General features: G+C 69.7%; 19 protein-coding genes and 1 tRNA gene. 6 read left to right on the forward strand and 14 right to left on the reverse strand.

Translation table 11 applies throughout. The annotated features are described in order from the left end of the window. Positions 1 to 121 precede the first annotated feature (121 nt). The gene (locus MXD59_RS00910; protein WP_248823027.1) at positions 122 to 412 is read right to left on the reverse strand and encodes an FDXHR family putative zinc-binding protein; all 291 of its coding nucleotides are present in this window, start codon (positions 410 to 412) and stop codon (positions 122 to 124) included. A 345-nt stretch (positions 413 to 757) separates the two neighbouring features. On the opposite strand from MXD59_RS00910, the gene MXD59_RS00915 reads away from it, so the two are divergent. Continuing rightward, positions 758 to 1,693, forward strand: coding sequence for a helix-turn-helix domain-containing protein (locus tag MXD59_RS00915; protein ID WP_248823028.1), 936 nt, complete (start codon positions 758 to 760; stop codon positions 1,691 to 1,693). 232 nt (positions 1,694 to 1,925) lie between these two features. Here the strand turns inward: MXD59_RS00915 and MXD59_RS00920 are convergent. After that, a tRNA-Ser gene (locus MXD59_RS00920) sits at positions 1,926 to 2,014 on the reverse strand. Positions 2,015 to 2,073: 59 nt separating this feature from the next. Further along, positions 2,074 to 2,658 carry a MarR family transcriptional regulator gene (locus MXD59_RS00925; RefSeq protein WP_308301610.1) on the reverse strand — a complete coding sequence of 195 codons (585 nt, stop codon included), beginning with the start codon at positions 2,656 to 2,658 and terminating at the stop codon, positions 2,074 to 2,076. 367 nt (positions 2,659 to 3,025) lie between these two features. On the opposite strand from MXD59_RS00925, the gene MXD59_RS00930 reads away from it, so the two are divergent. After that, complete coding sequence (locus MXD59_RS00930) at positions 3,026 to 4,579, forward strand: MFS transporter (protein ID WP_248823225.1); 1,554 nt, start codon at positions 3,026 to 3,028, stop codon at positions 4,577 to 4,579. 17 nt (positions 4,580 to 4,596) lie between these two features. Then, entirely contained in the window at positions 4,597 to 5,043 is a 447-nt protein-coding gene (locus tag MXD59_RS00935) for a hypothetical protein (protein WP_248811284.1), read from the forward strand. 33 nt (positions 5,044 to 5,076) lie between these two features. Here MXD59_RS00935 and MXD59_RS00940 read toward each other — a convergent pair whose 3' ends face one another. The 6 genes from MXD59_RS00940 to MXD59_RS00965 all read right to left on the reverse strand — a co-directional run bounded on the left by MXD59_RS00940 (position 5,077) and on the right by MXD59_RS00965 (position 10,509). Further along, positions 5,077 to 5,838 (reverse strand): ABC transporter permease, encoded by a 762-nt coding sequence (locus MXD59_RS00940; RefSeq protein ID WP_248823029.1) that lies wholly within the window; start codon positions 5,836 to 5,838, stop codon positions 5,077 to 5,079. Next, the gene (locus tag MXD59_RS00945) at positions 5,835 to 6,875 is read right to left on the reverse strand and encodes an ABC transporter ATP-binding protein (RefSeq protein WP_248823030.1); all 1,041 of its coding nucleotides are present in this window, start codon (positions 6,873 to 6,875) and stop codon (positions 5,835 to 5,837) included. Before MXD59_RS00945 ends, MXD59_RS00940 begins: the two co-directional genes overlap by 4 nt. Positions 6,876 to 7,089: 214 nt before the next feature. Next, on the reverse strand, positions 7,090 to 7,794 hold the full coding sequence (locus tag MXD59_RS00950) for a GAF and ANTAR domain-containing protein (protein WP_248823031.1): 705 nt from the start codon (positions 7,792 to 7,794) through the stop codon (positions 7,090 to 7,092). Positions 7,795 to 8,019: 225 nt separating this feature from the next. Then, a complete protein-coding gene (locus MXD59_RS00955; protein WP_248823032.1) occupies positions 8,020 to 8,364 on the reverse strand; it encodes a hypothetical protein in 345 nt (114 codons plus the stop codon). Positions 8,365 to 8,481: 117 nt separating this feature from the next. Next, the gene (locus MXD59_RS00960; protein ID WP_248823033.1) at positions 8,482 to 9,348 is read right to left on the reverse strand and encodes an LLM class F420-dependent oxidoreductase; all 867 of its coding nucleotides are present in this window, start codon (positions 9,346 to 9,348) and stop codon (positions 8,482 to 8,484) included. Between the two features lie 255 nt (positions 9,349 to 9,603). Further along, a complete protein-coding gene (locus MXD59_RS00965; RefSeq protein WP_248823034.1) occupies positions 9,604 to 10,509 on the reverse strand; it encodes a class II glutamine amidotransferase in 906 nt (301 codons plus the stop codon). A 714-nt stretch (positions 10,510 to 11,223) separates the two neighbouring features. On the opposite strand from MXD59_RS00965, the gene MXD59_RS00970 reads away from it, so the two are divergent. Beyond that, a complete protein-coding gene (locus MXD59_RS00970; protein ID WP_248823035.1) occupies positions 11,224 to 12,642 on the forward strand; it encodes a glycosyltransferase family 4 protein in 1,419 nt (472 codons plus the stop codon). Between the two features lie 52 nt (positions 12,643 to 12,694). Here MXD59_RS00970 and MXD59_RS00975 read toward each other — a convergent pair whose 3' ends face one another. From MXD59_RS00975 to MXD59_RS00985, 3 genes are all read right to left on the reverse strand, one after another. Continuing rightward, positions 12,695 to 13,612: a PIG-L deacetylase family protein gene (locus MXD59_RS00975; protein WP_248823036.1), complete on the reverse strand. Its 918-nt coding sequence runs from the start codon at positions 13,610 to 13,612 to the stop codon at positions 12,695 to 12,697. 185 nt (positions 13,613 to 13,797) lie between these two features. Beyond that, the gene (locus MXD59_RS00980; RefSeq protein WP_248823226.1) at positions 13,798 to 14,727 is read right to left on the reverse strand and encodes an RNA-guided endonuclease InsQ/TnpB family protein; all 930 of its coding nucleotides are present in this window, start codon (positions 14,725 to 14,727) and stop codon (positions 13,798 to 13,800) included. Next, positions 14,610 to 15,011 carry a helix-turn-helix domain-containing protein gene (locus tag MXD59_RS00985; RefSeq protein WP_248823037.1) on the reverse strand — a complete coding sequence of 134 codons (402 nt, stop codon included), beginning with the start codon at positions 15,009 to 15,011 and terminating at the stop codon, positions 14,610 to 14,612. Before MXD59_RS00985 ends, MXD59_RS00980 begins: the two co-directional genes overlap by 118 nt. A gap of 21 nt (positions 15,012 to 15,032) precedes the next feature. On the opposite strand from MXD59_RS00985, the gene tnpA reads away from it, so the two are divergent. Further along, the gene (tnpA, locus tag MXD59_RS00990; RefSeq protein ID WP_248823038.1) at positions 15,033 to 15,458 is read left to right on the forward strand and encodes an IS200/IS605 family transposase; all 426 of its coding nucleotides are present in this window, start codon (positions 15,033 to 15,035) and stop codon (positions 15,456 to 15,458) included. Between the two features lie 41 nt (positions 15,459 to 15,499). On the opposite strand, the gene MXD59_RS00995 is transcribed toward tnpA, so the two are convergent. Together MXD59_RS00995 and MXD59_RS01000 are read right to left on the reverse strand one after the other, a co-directional pair. Next, positions 15,500 to 16,744: a carbohydrate kinase family protein gene (locus tag MXD59_RS00995; RefSeq protein ID WP_248823039.1), complete on the reverse strand. Its 1,245-nt coding sequence runs from the start codon at positions 16,742 to 16,744 to the stop codon at positions 15,500 to 15,502. Positions 16,745 to 17,135: 391 nt separating this feature from the next. Beyond that, positions 17,136 to 18,014 (reverse strand): 1-aminocyclopropane-1-carboxylate deaminase/D-cysteine desulfhydrase, encoded by an 879-nt coding sequence (locus MXD59_RS01000; RefSeq protein WP_248823040.1) that lies wholly within the window; start codon positions 18,012 to 18,014, stop codon positions 17,136 to 17,138. 771 nt (positions 18,015 to 18,785) lie between these two features. On the opposite strand from MXD59_RS01000, the gene MXD59_RS27175 reads away from it, so the two are divergent. Next, positions 18,786 to 19,034: DarT ssDNA thymidine ADP-ribosyltransferase family protein (locus tag MXD59_RS27175; RefSeq protein WP_372511865.1), on the forward strand; the 249-nt coding region annotated here is incomplete at its 3' end.

Consider the following 19,034-nt stretch of genomic DNA (forward strand, 5'->3'; position numbering starts at 1 on the left):
GACGCACCGAGGATCGACGGTCACCGGTTGCTTCCGCGCCGGAACGTAACAGGTCTGCGACCAGACCGCCTGGCACAGGCGCGCATTGAACTGACCTGGCCAGTTCCGGGCGGTGCGACCGTCAGCCGATGGCCACCCGGTCGGGCTCGTCGACGCGCCGGGTCCGCCGCGCCGCGATGACCGGATGGGCCGGACAGTCGACGAGATGGTCGTCGAAGCCCTCCACCGTCGGCCAGGACTGATGGCACGAACCACAGTGCGTCGTGGCCGAGTCGGTCCACCGCGCATCGCATCCCGCACAACTGGCCGTGACGGGTGCGCGCAGACCGGCCTCGGGCTGGCGACGACGGGGCATCTGGATCGGCAGCGCCGGCGGCCGGCTGGCCGGATCCAGATCAGAGTGAAGGGTCACGGAAACCGCGCGAGGGCGCCGGGGCGAGGCGACGGCGGCCGGGATCGCGCGAGGGGACGACGACCGACGGGGAGGCACCCGGTCATCCTGTCGCAGACCAGCACAAGCGTCACGCAACCGGGTGTCGAGTCTTCGGGGTGTTTGGCCAGCGCGTCGGGCTCGGGGGCCGCCATGCCGGGGCCAATCCCCCCACTCCGGGCATTGTGCGCAACCTTTGTGGCGCAACCCTTTCCCCGCCCACCACAGACCACCCAGAACACCGTTCCCACAACCAGAGAACACGATGACACCCGATGCCGAACGAGCGAACGACCATAAGCGGCAGAACTGGCTACCGTTGTCCACATGACGAGCACCGTCGGCGACGACCGGCCGCGGGCGGCACCGCGCGGGGGTACCGCGGCGGGGGTGGGCGCACTGCTGCGGCAGTGGCGCCAGCAGCGTCGGCTTAGTCAGCTCGAGCTAGCACTTCGGGCGGACAGCTCGGCCCGACACATCAGTTTCGTCGAAACCGGCAAGGCCCTGCCGAGCAGGGCGATGCTCCTGCGTCTGGCCGACCACCTCGAGGTGCCGGTGCGCGACCGCAACGCCCTGTTGCTCGCGGCCGGCTACGCCCCGGCGTTCACCGAAACCCCCCTGACCGACCCGGCCATGGCCGCCGTGCGCGCCGGCCTGGTCGAGTTCCTCGCCGCCTGCGAACCGAACCCCGCCCTCGTCCTGCACGGCCCCTTCGACATCGTGATGACCAACCGCCCCACCCAGGCCCTGCTCACCGGCGTGGCGCCCGACCTGCTCCGCCCGCCCGTCAACCTGATGCGCCTGGCCCTGCACCCGCGAGGCCTCGCCCCGCGGATCGTCAACCTCCCGCGGTGGCGCGAGCACCTGCTGGACACGCTCCGCCGCAGCATGATCGCGGGTGGCCCGTCCGCCCTGCACGGGCTGTACGAGGAGGTGTCCGGCTATCCGGTCCCCGTCCCCGTCGCCTCTCCCGGCCCTGACTCCAGCTCATGGCGCGAGGCCGGGACCAGATCGAACGGAACAGGCCCGCCAGCTCCGCCGGGCAGCCACTCCGCGCTGGCGCTGCCGCTGTGTCTCCGCGTCGGCGACCGGGTCCTCACGTTCCTGTCGACGATGACGACCTTCAACGCCCCGACCGACGTCACCGTCTCGGAACTGGCGATCGAGCTCTTCCTGCCCGCGGACGCGACCACCACCCGAACGATCACCGAGCTCGTCGCCCGCACCGACGCCAGCACCCCCGGACCACAGCCAAGATCATGAGATGCCGAGGGTTGTTCGGAGATATCGACCTCCGCACACCTACCAACCCTCGGCATGGGGCCGCATAACCCTCGGCATCACGCACGATCGTGTCCGCGCCCTGTCCACGGACAGCCGGCGAGGTCCGGTGATCGCCGGGCGCGACCAGGAACAGCCGGGAACCGCGCGCCGCACAGTAGATCATGAGAAAAGGCGAAACCCGCTGGTACCAGCGGGTTTCGCGCTGGTGGAGCGGAGGGCGTGGGATTCGAACCCACGAAGAGGATCACTCCCCTTAGCGGTTTTCAAGACCGCCGCCATCGGCCACTAGGCGAGCCCTCCTGGCCGTCCCATCTTATGTCGCCGCGATGTCAGCGATCATTCCCGGGGCAGGTCCCCGATCAGTGCTCGGGGACGGGAGTGGGGGTCGGGGCGGGGCGGGGCCAGACGTAGTCGTACTCGCGCTCGCAGGTCAGGTTGAAGCGGCTGAGGACGTCCGCGAGCAGACGTAGGTCGCCGCCGGGCCACTCGGTGAGGATCTTCGCGAGGGCGCCGAGGACGAAGTCGCGATCGGCGTGCAGGCGCTGTCCGCCCTCGGGGGTGATGGCCAGCTTCCGGGCTATGCCGCCGTCCGGGTCGGGGATGCGGTCGACGAGGCCGGCCTGCACCATGGCCGCCGTCTGGCGGTTGACGGTGGAGACGTCCAGGGAGAAGGCCTCGGCCAGCTGGGCGAGGGTCATCGGGCCCTCGACCTCGATGCGGCTCAGGAGCAGGTAGGCGGAGCGTTCCAGGGTGCGCTGGCCGGGGCGGTGGTTGGAGGCCGGCAGGATGTGGTGGCGCGTGAGCAGCATCAGTTCCCGCTCGATCTCACGCAGCTGCGTGTCGCGGACCTGGCCCTCCCAGCGCTGGGCGCGCTCGCGCGGCGAGGTGTCGGGCTGATCGCGCGCGTCGACGCGGCGGAGGTCGGTCGACAGGTCGTCCTTCATGATCGCCTCCGCCAGGTCGGTGGGCGGTACGCCCGGTCGTCCGGATGGTTCCGGTCCGGTCTCATTATCGACCAGATCCATGGCTGTGCATGATGCATATTACGTGTAGCATGCACATCCGGCGGGCGGGCGTCGTCTCGTCGCCAGCCCGCCATGGCCCGGCCTACCAGGCGGGGTGTCGTCCGGTGTCGTCGTGGATGCCGCGCGCGCTCGCCTGGACACAGGCCAGGTCGGCCTGTCCGCACGGTTCGCGCCGCATTCGCCACCTTTCGATCACTTTCGATCACCTTCGATCACCTTCGATTCCGACATTCGTGGTACGCGGCGCCTCGCGCCTCGCCATGACAGGGAGGCTTCCTTGACGCAGGTGTCGGTCCACCACAGCGGTCCTCGCCCGGGCGAGCCGGCCGTCGGTCCGATCATCGCCACCCTGGCCTGCACCGGCACGGTGGCTTCCCTGATGTACACGCTCATGATCCCGCTGATCCCGGATCTGCCCAGGCTGTTGCACTCGTCCGCGTCGAACACGGCGTGGACGGTGACCGCCACCCTGCTTGGTTCGGCGGTCGCACCACCGATCGCCGGGCGGCTCGGCGACATGTACGGCAAGAAGCGTCTGCTGCTCGCGAGCCAGGTGCTGCTGATCGCCGGTTCGCTGCTGTGCGCGATGACGAGCAGCCTGCTGCCGGTCGTCTCGGGACGGGCGATGCAGGGCATGGCGTCCGGTGTGGTGCCGCTGGGGATCAGCATGATGCGCGACGTCCTGCCGCCGGCGCGGCTCGGCGCCGCCCTCGGCCTGATGAGCTCCTCGCTCGGCATCGGCGGCGCGCTGGGCATCCCGCTGTCCGCGCTGGTCGCGCAGCACGCCGACTGGCATGTGCTGTTCTGGGGAGCGGCCGGCCTGGGCACGATCATGCTCGTGGTGTTGTGGCGGGTGATACCGGCGCCGCCGCTCGCCAGCGACGCGGACGGAGACGGGGCTGGAGACAACGCCGGGGCCGGCGTCCGGGTCAGGGCGGGGCGCAGCCGCTTCGACGTCGTCGGGGCGGGTGGGCTGTTCGTCGGTCTGCTCGCCGTACTGCTGGTGATCTCCAAGGGCAGCGACTGGGGCTGGGGCGCTCCCGCCACCGTCGGTCTGGCCATCGGCGGGGTGCTGACCCTGCTGGTCTGGGGTTTCTGGGAACTGCGGGTACCGAACCCGGTGGTCGACCTGCGGATCACCGCCGGTCGTCAGGTCCTGATGACCAACATCACCTCGATCATCGTCGGCGTCGCGATGTACGCGCTGTCGCTGGTCGTCCCGCAGCTGATGCAGATTCCGAGCGGAACCGGCTTCGGGTTCGGGAAGTCGATGGTGGTCGCCGGGCTGTGCTTCGCCCCGTTCGGCGTGGTGATGGTGCTGGCCTCGCCCGTCACGGCCCGGATCATCGCCGCGTTCGGCGCGAAGGCCAGCCTGATGCTCGGTGTGCTGATCATCGCGATCGGCTATGCGATCGGTGTGGCGTTCCTCAACGCGATCTGGCAGATCCTCATCGTCTGCGCGATCGTCGGCCTCGGGGTCGCCTTCGCCTACGCGGCCATGCCGACGCTGATCATGGCAGCGGTGCCGCCGACCGAGACGGCCGCGGCCAACGGTCTGAACACCCTGATGCGCGCGCTCGGTACCTCGACCGCCGCGGCGCTGATCGGGGTCGTGCTGTCCCACATGACCACGTCCTACCAGGGTGCCCAGGTACCGACCCTGTCCGGGTTCCGGATCACCTTCGCCATCGCGACCGTCGCGGCGGTGCTGGCGCTCGGGGTCGCCGCGCTCATTCCCGGCCGCCGCCCCGCGGTCGACCTCCCCCTCCCACGGCCCCTGCCGGACGACGCGGTGCACGTCAGTGGTCCGCACGTACAGGCGGTGTCGGACGGGCGGTGACCGGGAATCCCACCTGGGTGAGCAGATCCGCGCAGGCCAGCACTGGTGGCCAGGCCCACCACACCCGGGAGGACCTCGACGACGCCACCGTGGCGGCGGTCGGACGGCTCAGTGAGGCACTGGAATGCGTCGAGCGGGCCCGGGGCGCGCTGTACGAGTTCCACCAGCTGTCCGGGCACGCCGATCTCCTGCTCGGCGAGGCTCTCGAGCAGCTGGCCGAGGCGGGGCACCGCCGGATCGCGGCCCAGCTGCGCGAGGAGCTCCTCGGCCGCAACGTCCTGGACGGACGCTGGACCTTCCAGATCGTCGAGGAGTACGACGACCTCTACTACCGGCCCTTCGTCGAGGCGGACGCGGATGTGCGGCGCCGGCTGACCGGCGGGCAGCGCCACGTCCACGAGGCCCGGATGAAGGCCCGCGAGCGGCTCCGGGCCGGCCGTGACCTGTGGGGCCCGGGCGCCTGAGGAGTCCCGTGGAGCTCAGGCGCCCGGCGGGACTCAGGCGTCGCGACGGCGGGCGAGGATCGTGCCGATCAGGAACAACCCGAAGCAGACCGCGGCGAAGTAGAGCAGCGATCCCCACGGGCCCAGCGGCATGTCGTCGATCACCGGCGGCCCGTCCGTGTGGCGGGGGGCGCCCGCGACGACGAAGTTGTTGCTGGCGATGAAGGGGAGCCAGTGCTGGATGTGATCGCCGACGCGCGGGATCACCGGTAGCAGGTTCTCCACCAGAAGCACGTAGATCAGTTCGATCACGATCGCGCCGGCGGACTGCCGGACGATCAGACCGATGGCCATCGCGAACACCGCGGCCAGCAGGTACACCAGGCCGACGCCGAAGACGCCGCGGTACTCCTGGGCGGTGTTCAGCCCGAGCGGGGCGTCCGGCTGGATCAGCCGGGCGATCCCCCAGGACCCGACGCCGGTGAGCTCACCGACGACCGCGGCCAGGGTCGCCACCACCACGAGCTTGGCGACAAGCGCGGGCGTCCGGGTGGGCACGGCGAGAAACGTCGAACGGATCGTGCCGAACCGGTATTCGGTGGTGACCGCCAGCGTGGCCATCACCATCATCACCACGAGCCCGAAGTTGTAGCCGAACTGGGTGACGTCCGGGGTGAGGTCGGCTACGTCGTTCGAACTGGTGGTCGCGGCGATGAGGGAGGTGAATCCCACGGTCAGGACGGTCGCCAGGATCATGCACCACCACGGCGAGCGGGTGGAGAACAGCTTGATCCGCTCCACGGTGAGCAGCGTCATCGCGCGTCCCCTCCCCGCGTGGGCGCGCCCGACGCCGGCACCCCGACCGCCGCCTGACCGAGCGGTGGCCCGCTGGTGGGCGGTGGAACCACCCCGCCGACGGTGCCGGGAGGGCCGGACCCGCCGCCGTGATACTCCACGTCCTGCCCGGTGAGCTGAATGAAGGCCTCTTCCAGTGAGCCGCGCTGGGCGGCGAGTTCGTGCAGGACCAGCCCGACCGTCCCGGCCAGCTCGCCGATCTGCTCGGTGCTGGTGTTCGGCACCAGCAGGGCCGCGGGCCCCGCGTCACCGGCCGGCACGTCGCGGACGGTCAGGCCCTGGCCGGTGAGCAGGCCGTGCAGCCGTTCCATCTCCGGCCCACGCACCCGGACCGCCGATTCGGAGGCGTTGTCGATGAACTCCCGCGTGCTGGTCTGGGCGATCAGCCGCCCCCGGCCGATGACGACCAGATCCTGGGCGGTCAGCGCCATCTCGGAGAGCAGATGGCTCGAGACGAACACCGTGCGACCCTCATCCGCCAGCCGGTGCATGAACTGCCGAATCCACAGGATGCCCTCGGGGTCGAGCCCGTTGACCGGCTCATCGAAGAGCAGGACACCCGGGTCACCCAGCAACGCGGTCGCGATGCCCAGGCGCTGGGACATGCCCAGGGAGAACCCGCCGGCGCGCTTACCCGCCACCGCGGTCAGCCCGACAGCCTCGAGCACCTCGTCGACCCGCTGGGCAGGAATCCGGTTGGACGCCGCGATCCAGCGCAGATGCGCCCGGGCGGACCGGTTGGGGTGCACCCACTTCGCGTCCAGCAACGCCCCGACCTGCCGCAGCGGATGACGCAGCTCGGCGTAGCGCCGACCGTTGATCCGGACCGTTCCCGCGGTCGGGTTGTCGAGCCCCAGGATCATCCGCATCGTCGTGGACTTTCCCGCGCCGTTGGGCCCGAGAAAGCCGGTCACCTTGCCGGGCGCCACCGTGAACGACAGGTCATTGACCGCGACCGTTCGTCCATACCGCTTGGTGAGCCCCTGTGCCTCGATCATTCGTCTCCACTCGGGCGGTGCTCCACTGCCCTGACTGGCCGGGCTGCCGGGCTGGCCAGTCAGCTGGGCCGGGCCGGGTTGGCGTCAGTACGCGCCCATCCTGGCGGATTACCTACCCGCCGGACCAGAGCTGGCCACCCAACGCGGCATGTCGCCAACCTGACAGAACGACACCGCGACGTGATGCTGTTCCGCGTCGTCAGAGGCTGCGTCGTCAGAGGCTGCGTCGTCCGGCCAGGATCTCCTCGGCGAGTTCCGACACCCGGCGCCGTTCGTCCCGCGCGGTGCGCCGCAGTCTCTCAAAGGCCGACACCGGGTCGGTGCGCATCGTCGCCATCAGATATCCCACCGCACGCTCAATGGGAACCCGATAGTCCAGCGCGTACTGCAACTGCCGGGCGAGCCGGTCGTTGCGATCGGCGATCAGCCCGGCCAGCAGCAGGTTCTCCAGCACCCCACCGAAGTGCACGATCGCGTCGCGTTCGCTGGCCGTCCACTGCCGGACCTGGTTGTCGGCGACGTTCAACGTCCCGATCGGGCCACCACCGAGGCGTACCGGTACGCCCAGGACGGCCCGCACGCCCCCGGCGGTCAGGGCCGGGGTGACCCGCGGCCACCGGTCATCGATCGTGATGTCGTTGGACACGACGATCTCGTCCACTATGAACGACTCCACGCACGGTCCCTCGCCGAACTCCTCCTGAACCCGTTCGAGCAGGGCACCCGTGCTGTCGGAGGCGGCGATGCTGCGCAGCGCCCGGTCGGCGTCCACCAGCAGCACACCCGCACCGGCCAGATCGAAGATCTCGGTGACCGCGCCCACCACCTCGCTGACCAGCTTGGCGAGTTCGACCTGACTGGGCACCTGGTGATGCAGTCGGGCAAGGCTCGCGTCCAGGCGCACCTTGTCGATCTCCACGATCGCGCTCCCGCCTCTACGACCCGCCGCGCGCCGGGACTGCGTACCCGCAGACCCACTGCTGCCAGTACTGGCAGTACTGGCAGCACTGGCAGCGCCGCCAGTACCGCCGGTGCTGGCGTTGTCGCCACGGCCGTCAGGGTCGTCTCGGGCGGCCGTCGGTTGCTGTCTCGATGTCGTGCCATCCTGCCGGATCACCGTGCGCGCTACCAGCCCGCCCGGCGGCTACGCACCGGCGTCGTCCGCGCCCTGTACCGCGCGGGACGAGCGCCGACGGCGTACTCCGACATCGACCTGACGACGCACCGTACCGTCGAAGGCCGCGGTGCGCTCGGCCTCGATCGACGTATTGATCATTTCAAGCAGGTGCTCGCGCTCGCCGGGGCTCATCCCCGACATCAGACTGTCGACCAGCTCGGACCCATCCTCGACGGTGATCGCCGTGGGGTGCGTTTCGGCTGCCGGCGCGGGGATGTTCGCCGCCGGCGGCTCCTGCTGCCCGGCGCGTGCGGCCGGGATGGCGTCCGGCGTCTCGAGCCGACCACCAGGGTCGTGCGCCACTTGGGACACGATGGAATCGTCTGCGGGCATGCGTCACTCTCCGTGACTCGGCCGCAGACACAGGGCAGGCGAATTGATCGGTTGCCGGACAGACTACCGCACGCGCGGCCCGCCCGGCAGGAGACATCAGCCGCCGATCGCCGCCGCCAGCCGAGCCCAGCCGTCCCGGGGCAGTTCGCCCGGCGTGTCGGTGAGCACCTGCACGGCGACGTGGTTCGCCCCCGCGCCGTGATGAGCACCGATGCGGGCCAGGATCGCCGTCTCGTCCCCCCAGGCGACCAGGGCGTCGACGAGCTGGTCTGAGCCACCGTCGGTGAGATCGACGTCGGTGAAGCCGAGGCGACGCAGGTTGTTCGTGTAGTTCGGCAGGCCCAGATAGGGAGCCAGGGCGCGGCGGGCGATCGCCCGGGCCTGCTCGGCGTCGGTGCTGAACACGACCTTCTGCTCGGTGGCCAGCAGCGGGCCCGGGCCGAGGAGCCGACGAGCCTCGCGGGTGTGCTCGGCGGTGACCAGATACGGCAACGCCCCCGCCGTGCGTTCGGCGGCGATGCCCAGCACCCTGGGTCCGAGTGCGGCGAGCGCCTGGTCCTCACGCGGCACACCGAGTTCGTCCAGCGTGTCGAGGTAGTCGAGGAGCACCTCCACCGGCTTCTCCCAGGGCCGTCCGGTGGCCCGCTCGACCGGCTCCCGGTGCCCGACACCGAACCCGAGCAGCAGCCGGTCAGGGTGCGCCTTCGCGAGCATCGCGTAGTGATCGGCGACGATGTCCGCCTTCTCGGTCCAGATGTTCAGAATGCTTGTACCGACGACCAGCCCTTCGGTGCCATCCAGGATGGCCGCCGGGAGCTCCAGGTCCCCGCTCGCCGCCCCGATCCACATCGTTGGAAAGCCCATCGACGCCACCTCGACGGCGATGTCCGTCCGGCCTCGGACGTCCGTCGGCCATTGCCGCTGAGCTGCCCAAAGCCCAATCCTGCCGACCTCAACTACCACGACGAGCCCCTTCCGCGCAGGGAACTGCGACTGTCCGCACCGACACCCCATCACGATTGCTACCCCGCGCACACGCCGGCTATGTCGGCCTGTTTGCCCGGGCCGAACGACCCGAGCGCATCGTCCCGTTCGACCCCGATCTGACCACGACCTTCAGCCCGCCCGTCCCGTCGGCCCACGCATCCGGCCGACCACCACCCCCACCATCGGGCGTCCACCATCGGACGCCGGCGAACGGACACGGGCGAACGGACGTCAGCGAACGGACGACGCCGTCGTCACCGGATGTTCGGGGACGGCGGTCGTCTGGGACACGGCCGCCTGCGGACGCAGCTCGTCCAGGGTGAGCTGGTGGGCCGGTGGGCCGGACAGCACCGTCTCGGATGTCATCGTCAGATCCGCCGCGACGTGCAGCAGTTCGCCGCTGTCCAGCAGACGCCAGCGTGGGTCCTCGTCCATCCGCTCGCTTTCCACCACCACCGCCGGAGCCTCCAGCAGATCGACCGAGCGGACCCGGATCTCGCTGAAGGGGCTCGCATGGTCAAGATGACGCGCGTTGCGCCCACCCGGGCCGCGGCGCAACACATAAAGCCCGTTGGTGTCCGGGTACCGCAACGCCCAGAGCTCGCCGCCGGCGATCAGGATCATGTTGATCGAGTACATCGGCAGATTGGCCGCGATCCACCGGGCAGCGGACGTGATGCCCGCCCCCACGTCGCCGTCATGCCGAGCGATCTCCCTGGTGATCAGGGCGAAGTACCGTTCGGAGTCGGTGTCCCCCGCCACCTCCAGGCCGGCCGCGCCCAGTTCGTCCTCCAGCTGCCGCAGCCCCTCGATCACCCCGTTGTGCGCGAAGATCCGACCATCCCGGACGAACGGATGCGTGTTCTCGTCGCTGGCCCGCCCGGTCGAGGCATGCCGGACATGCGCGACGAAGGTCGTCGCGGTGATCTCCTGCGGTTGCCGGGCGAACTCGGTGTCGGCGCTGCCGCGGATCGTCTGCCGCAGCACCCGCGGCGCCCCGTCCGGACCGATCGCGCCGAGCCCGACCCCGTCCGGCGAGCGACGCGGCGCCGCATCGAGGCTGTCGGCCGCGTCCAGGAGCCAGAACGTCGCACTGATCGGCGTCGGCCCACTACTCATCGCGAACAGGTGGCACATCAGTCCTCCCCTCCCCTCATGTCACCCTCCCTCATGTCGACGGGTCTCTTCCCTCCCGCGCCGCGGCCATGCCCGAGGCCGGACGACATTCCCGGCATCCGGCACCCGATGCCCCACTGGTGCGCGGACAACACCCACCAGACCCAATTCCGTTTCGTTTCATCGCGCAATATGCAACGGAAGCATCCAGGCAACCACCCCACCGCCACCACCTCATGCCCACCACCAGCGCGGCCACCACCACCGGGGCAGACCCACCCCGGGCCAGCACGGCCCGCTGGCCCGTTTCCGCGGCGCGGCGCCGCCCCCTCGGAGCATGGCCGCCTTCCGCGATGCCTCCAGGACAGCCGTGACCGCGCGGAGCCGGCTCGCTTGTGCACGCTGCGAGCTGGACGCTGGCTACTCTGACGTAATTGTCGAGTTTAGTATTTTTGAGACAACGTGCCCACCGACTCACATCGGGCGCCAGGTCGACTCGCATAGGCCCTGACCTCCAATGATCGGCACGACATGGCCGCAATAGGCCCATCCGGACACCTCTCCCGCCAGGCACCAGAACAGACATAACACCCCCATCGCCATGGAAGGTCTAAATCGCCGACTGGATTCGATGGCGGATTCGCCGGATGGCCTTGCCGGGCGGAGTAACGTAGCCCCGACATTGCTCCCACGTGGCACCGCGGATCGGGCGCCCGGGTGGTGGAACGGAGACCCATGGCGAGTTACTTCCGTTCGCTACACAGCCTGTGCATCGTGTTTCTCTGCGAACAGTTCCCGCCGGTGGTGTGGGACGGCGCGGGCAGCTACACGGCGACGCTCGCGATCGCCCTGGCGAAGCTCGGGCATGAGGTCCACGTGGTGTGCGCCCAGGGGCACCGCGTCGTCGACACCGTGCAGGACGGCGTGCACGTCCACCGCCGGCCGCTGCTGCGCCTGCCGGTCAGCCGTGGTCTCGGCCCGATCGGCGACCGGCTGCGCGGGCCGCTCTACCCGCGGGATTCCATCAGCCTCCGGGCCAGCCTGCCGCTGTCCTACACGATGTGGATGCGCCAGCTCAGACTCCAGCCGGATGTCATCGAGACCCAGGACGGCGAGACCCGTGGTCTCATGCAGGCCATGGCCCGCAGCCGGCCGCTGGCGATCCACCTGCACTGCCCGACGATGCTGACCGTCCAGCTCGCCGGCGCGCCGATCGGTCCGAAGGGCCGCCTCGCCGACCGGCTCGACCGGATGTCCGCGGATCTGGCGGATGTGGTCACGTCTCCGTCCCAGCTGCTCGTCGACACGTTGCGTGACCGTGGCTGGCTGAGCGGCCGGTCGGTCGAAGTCATCCCGAACCCGTTCGACGCCGTGCCCTGGCTCGGCATCCCGGACGTCTCCCGGACCAGGCCGGTGATCGCGACCGTCGGCCGGCTCGAGGCGTACAAGGGGGTCGACGTGCTGCTCGACGCGTCGTCCCGGCTGCGGGCGGCCGGCGTCGACCATCGGCTGGTGCTCGCGGGCCGGCCCGCCGGCGAGATCCACGGTGTCCCCGCCGGTACCTGGTTGGAACGACAGGCCCGCAACCTCGGTCTGGACGTCGAGTTCACCGGTCATCTCGGCGGTGAGCAGGTCCGGGAGATCTACCGACGGGCCCGGGTCGTGGCCGTGCCGAGCCGGTTCGAGAGCTTCTCCATCGCCGCCGCCGAGGCCATGGCCGCCGGCCGTCCGGTGGTCACCACCACACGCACCGGGATCGCACCGTTCGTCCAGCGTTGGGGTGGCGGGGCGGTCGTCCCCGTCGATGATCCGGCGGCCCTCGCCGACGCGCTCGCGCCCTATCTGCTTGATCCGGCACGAGCGGCCGCCGTCGGCGCCCAGGGCCGGGCCGGGGTCGCCGAGATCGACCCGATGATGATCGCCCGCCGCAAGGAGGAGGCCTACCGGGACGCCATCACCGGTTTCGCCGCCCGGTCAGGAGCGTGGCGGCGCCGCCGGATCGACCCCGCGCTGCTGACCCTGCCCCCCGGCTCGGCACCCCCGACCGCATCGCCGATGACGCCGTCGGCACTGCCACTTCCGTCGACACTGCCACTTCCGTCGACGCTGCCGACGGTGTCGGAGCACCCGCAGGACATCCACGACACCGCCTGATCGCCACCACGCGACCGTGGTGGCTCAGCCAGCCTCGGGGCCCCCTCCGCCGCTATTTCGGCGTGGCGTCCCGCCAGGGCCGGGGGAAGTCGAGGTGGCGCAGCGCGCCGGCTTCGACGTAGACCTCGTGCCGGCTGCGCAACGTCGCGAGCAGCGGACCGGTCACCGGCACGGCCGCCGGTTCGACCGCCCCCGCCGCCCCCGCCGCGAGGCCGCTGCCGGCCGGGGAGCCATCTCCGACCTGGGTGACGTGCTCGGCGAGCGCCCGACGCTGCCGTGTCCGCAGGCCGCGCGCGTCGACGAGCAGTGGACGGCCCTCCCGCAGCCGGCGGGCGGGTTCCACCAGCAGCCGGTTCACCGAACGATCCCGCGTGCCGTAGCCGCGCGTCCATGGCCAGTGGGTCCACAGCCACACCGTGTACTCCAGCACCTGGCCGGTGAAGCCCGCCGCGGCAACGGCCCTGGTGGCCGCCTCATGGGTCGCGTCGTGATCGGGATGCCCCTCGCAGGACGCCGGGATCAGCACCTGCGCGGGCTGGCGGGCCCGGATGATCTCGGCCAGCCGCAGCGCGATCGCGTCCAGCGCGCCACCGAGTTCCGAGTCGGGGAAACCCAAAAACAACACGTCGGTCTCGGGTACCCCGAGCACCGCGCAGGCCCGCCGGGTCTCCGTCTCCCGAACCTCGATGAGCTCCTCCGGCGGCAGTGTCACCGGCTCCGCCTTCGACCCGTCACTGACGATCACGACGGTCACCGGTGTGCCCACGGCCCGCTTACGGATCACCGCGACGGCGCAGCCCAACGTCTCGTCATCCGGATGCGGCGCCACGACCAGGCAGGACGACCGGGCCATGCTGGCCGTGACATCGGTGCCACGCCGCAGCCACACCCATCGTGCCGCCGACCGAGCGAGCACCATCGCCTCCGCCCGCGCTGCCCGCGGGTCACGCAGTGTCGACTGCCAGGCCATTCGCGCCACCGCCTTCCCTGCTTCTGTTCCCCGCGAGCCCCGGTTCGTCCCGCCGAACCGGAAGATCCTCCCGGAATCGGACGCGTCCACCCTGACCGGTTCCACCCGCACGGATGATGTCCCGACCTTAGCTTGACGTCCTCCCCGTCCTGAAGGACGGGGATTCCCTACCGTGCCGCGTGGGTTCACGCGGCACCTCGTGGGGTTCCTGCTTCGATGCCAACCGCCGGAACGAGTTCCGGTCTTACCTCGGCTCCACAGGCGTTTACCGTCTCCGCCCGCCCGGCGGCGACGATCCGACGGCCCTCGAACAGGATGTTCCGAGCCGCATTCAGATCACGATCATGTGTGGTGTCGCAGGCCGGGCACGTCCAGGTCCGCACCGCGAGCGGCTTCGGCCCGTCCTTCATCCCGCAGACCGAGCAGACCTGCGAGGACGGGAAGAACCGGCCGACCTTCACCACCGTGCGACCTCGACGGGCCGCTTTCTCCTCGATCAGTCCGACCAGAGACGCCCATCCGGCGTCGTGCACCGACCGGGCCAGCCGTGTCCGGGCGAGCCCAGCCACCGCGAGATCTTCGACGTGGACCGTCTGGTTGTCACGGACCAGTCGAACGGCCAGCTTGTGATGATGATCCCGGCGAGTTTCCCGCACCTTCCGGTGCAGCACCGCCACTCGGCGCACCGCCTTCCGACGGTTCGCCGAGCCTTTCCGCTTACGGGCCAGCGCCCGCTGGGCGCGGGCGAGGTGACGCTGTCGCGATCGCAGGTGGCGGGGATTGACGACGATCTCACCGGTGGACAGGGTCGCCAGCCGATCCAAGCCGAGATCGATCCCGACCTCACCAGGTGACGGCGGGTACGGCTCGTCGGCGATGTCGACGACGAACGACACGTAGTACCGGCCGTCGGCCTCCCGGATCACCGTGGCCGACGACGGCACCGACGCCAACGGCCGCGACCATTCCAGCCGCAGATCGCCCACCTTCGAGACCCTCACGCCCCGAGCGGTGACGCTGAACCCGTTGCGGGTGAGCCGGATCGACTGCCGGTTGTCCTTGCGCGACCGGAACCGGGGATGACCCACCTTCCGGCCCCTGCGCTTCCCGGACAGCGAGTCGAACCAGTTCCGGAACGCGCGGCGCGCGTCCTGCATGCCTGCACGAGCACAACCGACGACACCTCCGCGAGCCATTCCCGTTCGGGAGTGAGCTTCGCGAGCGTGACGACACGCCGCTGCACGTCGGTGTCGAACAGCTTCTCGCCGGCCTTGAACGCATCGTCGCGCAGCCGGATCGCGTCGTTGAACACCACCCGGGCGCAGCCGAACGCCCGTGCGAGCGCCTGAACCTGCCCCGGCTCGGGGTAGGCCCGGTAGCGGTAGCGCACGATCGGCATCTCACCCATCATACTTGGTCTATGAACATCTCCGACGACTACCGGCGAGGTAGACATGTGGTTTCCAGGCTTCATGTTCACTTGGTCTTTGTGACGAAGTACCGGCGGGGTGTGTTCGACTCGGCGATGCTCGACGCCTGCGAGCGGACCCTGCGCGACGTGTGCGACGACTTCGGCGCCCGCCTGGTCGAGTTCAACGGCGAGGACGACCACGTGCACCTGCTGGTCGAGTACCCACCGAAGGTCACCGTGTCCGCGCTCGTGAACTCGCTGAAGGGCGTGTCCGCACGGATGCTGCGTGCCGAGTTCACCAGCCAGGTGAACCAGGCATCGATACGCGGGCATTTCTGGTCCCCGTCGTACCTCGCGGTGTCAGCTGGCGATGCCCCGATCGCACTGTTGCGCGAGTACATCGAAGGGCAACGGCGACCAGCCCCGACGCGCTAACCCAGCCCTGAAGGACGGGACTTGCGCGCTACGAATCCGGGTCACACCGGTGCTCGCGATGCCACGGACCGTGCGGATCGAACCGGCCGGCCGGCACGCACGGGCGCCGTCTCCGAACCGGCCAGACGAGCGACCGGGATGCGCGCGACCGCCGAGCTCGACGGGTTCGCCCCGCCAGGACTGGTGGGGTCGGTATGGCCGGCGGGGTCGGTGAGGTGGAGCAGTTCGGCGTGGGTGGGCAGGGCCTCATAGCCACCTGGACGGCCGACCGTGCGGACCGCCGCCCGCTGCGCCGCGTGCACCGCGTCCAGCGGCGACCAGCCCGCCACCAGCTGCGCGGTGAACACCGCCGTGAACGCGTCGCTGGCCGCGGTCGTATCCACCACGATCCTCGCCGACGCGCGGTGAGGGGAGCTCTGTCCGTTGGAGCGCAGCACGCAGCCCCGCGCCCCCAGCGTGACACACACGATCGGCACGCCGAGGTGGTCGGCGAGCGCGTCGGCGAGCAGGCGCGCGGGGCCAGCCGCGCCGGGATGCCCGACCAGCAGCGCGCGAGCCTCGGCCTCGTTCGGCACCAGCACGTCCACCAGATCCCAGGGCACGCGGCCGAGCAGCGCGGTCCGGTCCCCCGCCACCGCCGCTCCCGCCGCCGGCGGCAGCGCGGGTGCCGGGTGGACGACCACCCAGCGCCCCACCGCGGCCGCCGCGGCGACAAGCTCCGCGGCGGCCGCGGGAAACTCGAAGGTCACCACCGTCGCACCGACCCGACCGCCGAGACCGCGGGCCGCCTCGTGGATGGTCCTCGCGGTCGGCGCCAGCTCGTCCGGTACCCGCCACACCACGGCCTTCTCCCCGTCCGGCCGGCTGTGCACGACGCACACCGGTGTCGGCGCACCCTGGTGGACGGCCATCGCGGACACGTCCACCCCGTCCGCGATCAGCACCGAGCGGATGGCCTCACCCACGGGATCGCGGCCGACCGAGCCGACCGCCGCGACCCGACCGCCGAGCCGGGCGAAGGTGATCGCCTGGTTCAGCGCCTTGCCACCGGGCACCGTACGCATCGCGTCGGCCCGCAGGTCATCGCCCCAGACCGGCAACCCCGAGGTACTGATCAGGCAGTCGAGCACGAACCCGCCGGCCACCAGAAAGCCCGCCGGCCCGCCCGCGCCGTCACTGTCATCCTGGACGCCGCGCTCCCGCGCCGCGCCGACTCCGTTGTCGGCGCAGAGCTCACACTCGCTGACGTCCTCCGCGCCGTCATGACCGGCGCCCGTGGTCCTCACACATCCCCCGTGCGGGCTCGTGTTCTGCGATGGTCTCGGACGAGCACTGACGATCGGTCCGGCGAAACTCCCGGACCGGCGTGCTCGGGGCCACCGTAGTTGACACCACAATCGACACCCCGAATCGGCCCGCGACCCATGACCGAGCCATCACCCAAGGGCATGATGAAATTCAAAATTCGCACGTTCCGTTGCCTGTAAATTTCACCGCGTCGATCTCATAGTGGACGGCACAACGGCTGGATCGCTCTGCGAAACCACACCTTCCGACTGGGTGGACCGGCACCGCGGCCCGGCACCGCCGACCCTGGACGCGCCCATCCGGTTCACCGAGCCGAAGACCGCCCGATTCGCCCACCCGCCCACCCACCCGGCTGGCCTCGGCGAAAGGCTAGCCGGTCACCACAACGAGAACCGACTGTCCACCCACGAAGCGCCCATTTCGGACCATGTCCATGACGGCGGCAAGCATTTTCGCGACGTAGACCCGCTCCACCGCGAGACCGTGCAGCCGCTCGAACTCGGCGGCGAAGGCCAGCAGCTCAGGAGACATCTTCGCGAATCCACCACCGTGATAGCCGAGCTCGATCGACCAGTTCTCGCTGACGCCGCCGAACGCCGCGTGCTGCAGGCGCCGGACCTCATCCCGCAGGAAGTCCGCCCCTTTCAGCGCGGCGATTCCCACCGCGCGCGTCCCAGCCACAGAGGCCAGCCCATGGCTGAGACCGGCCAGGGTACCGCCAGTGCCGCACGGACAGACCACGACATCGTAGGACGTGCCGATCTCCGCCGCGATCTGGACGCAGCCCCGCACCCCCAGGTCGTTCGAGCCGCCCTCGGGTATCAGGTAGAAGCGGCCGAACCGCGCGGGCAGGCTGCCAAGAAACTCCGCCGACGCCCGCTGCCGATAGACGCCGCGGTCCACATAGTGCAGTTCCATACCGTCCCGCCGGGCCGCCGTGAGTGACGGGTTGAGCGGCAGGTGCTCCTCGCCCCGGATCAGCCCGACCGTGGCGATCCCAAGTGCCCGCCCGGCCGCCGCGACCGCCCGGATGTGATTCGAATACGCCCCGCCGAACGTCACGATCGTCTCGTGCCCCTGATCGAGCACCGCGCGAAGGTTCGGACCGAGCTTGCGCCACTTGTTTCCCGGCAGCTCCGGGTGAATCAGGTCGTCCCGCTTCAGGAACACCTCGACCCCGTACCCCGACAGCCGCGAATCGACCAACCGCTCCACCGGCGACGGCACCCGCACCCCAAGCCCCGCCATCCCCGTTTCCTCCCGCCCACCCAGCGCACCCACCTCCCCTTCCGGACTCCGGTTCTTCCCTCTCCGCCCCTGCCGTTCGCTGTCGCGGGACGGGTCGAGCCGCACGGTAGGGCCGCCACCCACTCTGAACGGACCTACACGACGAAGTCGATACACGGAGTCACCGCAGGCGGGAATCTGACCCTTGTTGCAAGCTTGGAAAGTTGATGTTCAGGTAGCCCGACCTCGCCTATTCCGACGGATGCTGCCCCGATTGTCTCCTCACGGCCCCGTCGCGTGGCTTGCAGATGGCCCGATCCTCGCCTGCGCGCAACTGGCGTGATCCAGCCGCAGGCCGACTCCAGCCGTCCCTCCATCAGTGCCGAGGTAGCGCGATTCCCCACCGGGCCGCTTTCGACGCCATAGTCGGAGTATGCGCACAGCTAGCTCCGGGCCTGATCGGGGCGGATAAACGAGGCTACGGTGGACCACAAGCGGGGCATACGGTCGCTACTCACCATGATCCCCTCCAACCAAAGAGCGTTGACAGTCAGTACCTACTCCCACACCGAGCGCACTGTTCCGATCCGACCCGACACAAAAGGCCGCGCTTTCCTGCCCGCCGCGGTAATCTCTGCTGGTCTGCCAGCCGGATACTGCGATGGGCTACTTGGTGCAATGGTTACGTGGATTTATCACTTCACCCACGCGGGTAATTTTGCCCGAATCATCCAGTCCGGCGCGTTGATTTGCGACCGGGAATGCATGCTAAATTAGCTTACCACCCGATCGATCGCATACCCGAATATTAAGTCCCAGAGGGCTAAAGCTTTAGTAGAAGCCGGTCCAGGCGGAAACCTTGACGAGTATGTCCCTTTCTACTTCGGCCCTCGTTCGCCAATGCTGCTCGCCTACACCAGAGGTGGAGTTACAGGAAGAACCGAGAACCCAGATCATATTGTTTACTTCGTGACACAAGCCGAACGTGTTGCAGCTCACGGATATCAGTTTGCTTTCACCGACGGGCATCCAATCCGTGAA

It is taken from the genome of Frankia umida, assembly GCF_023242945.1.
Taxonomy (GTDB): Bacteria; Actinomycetota; Actinomycetes; order Frankiales; family Frankiaceae; genus Frankia; species Frankia umida.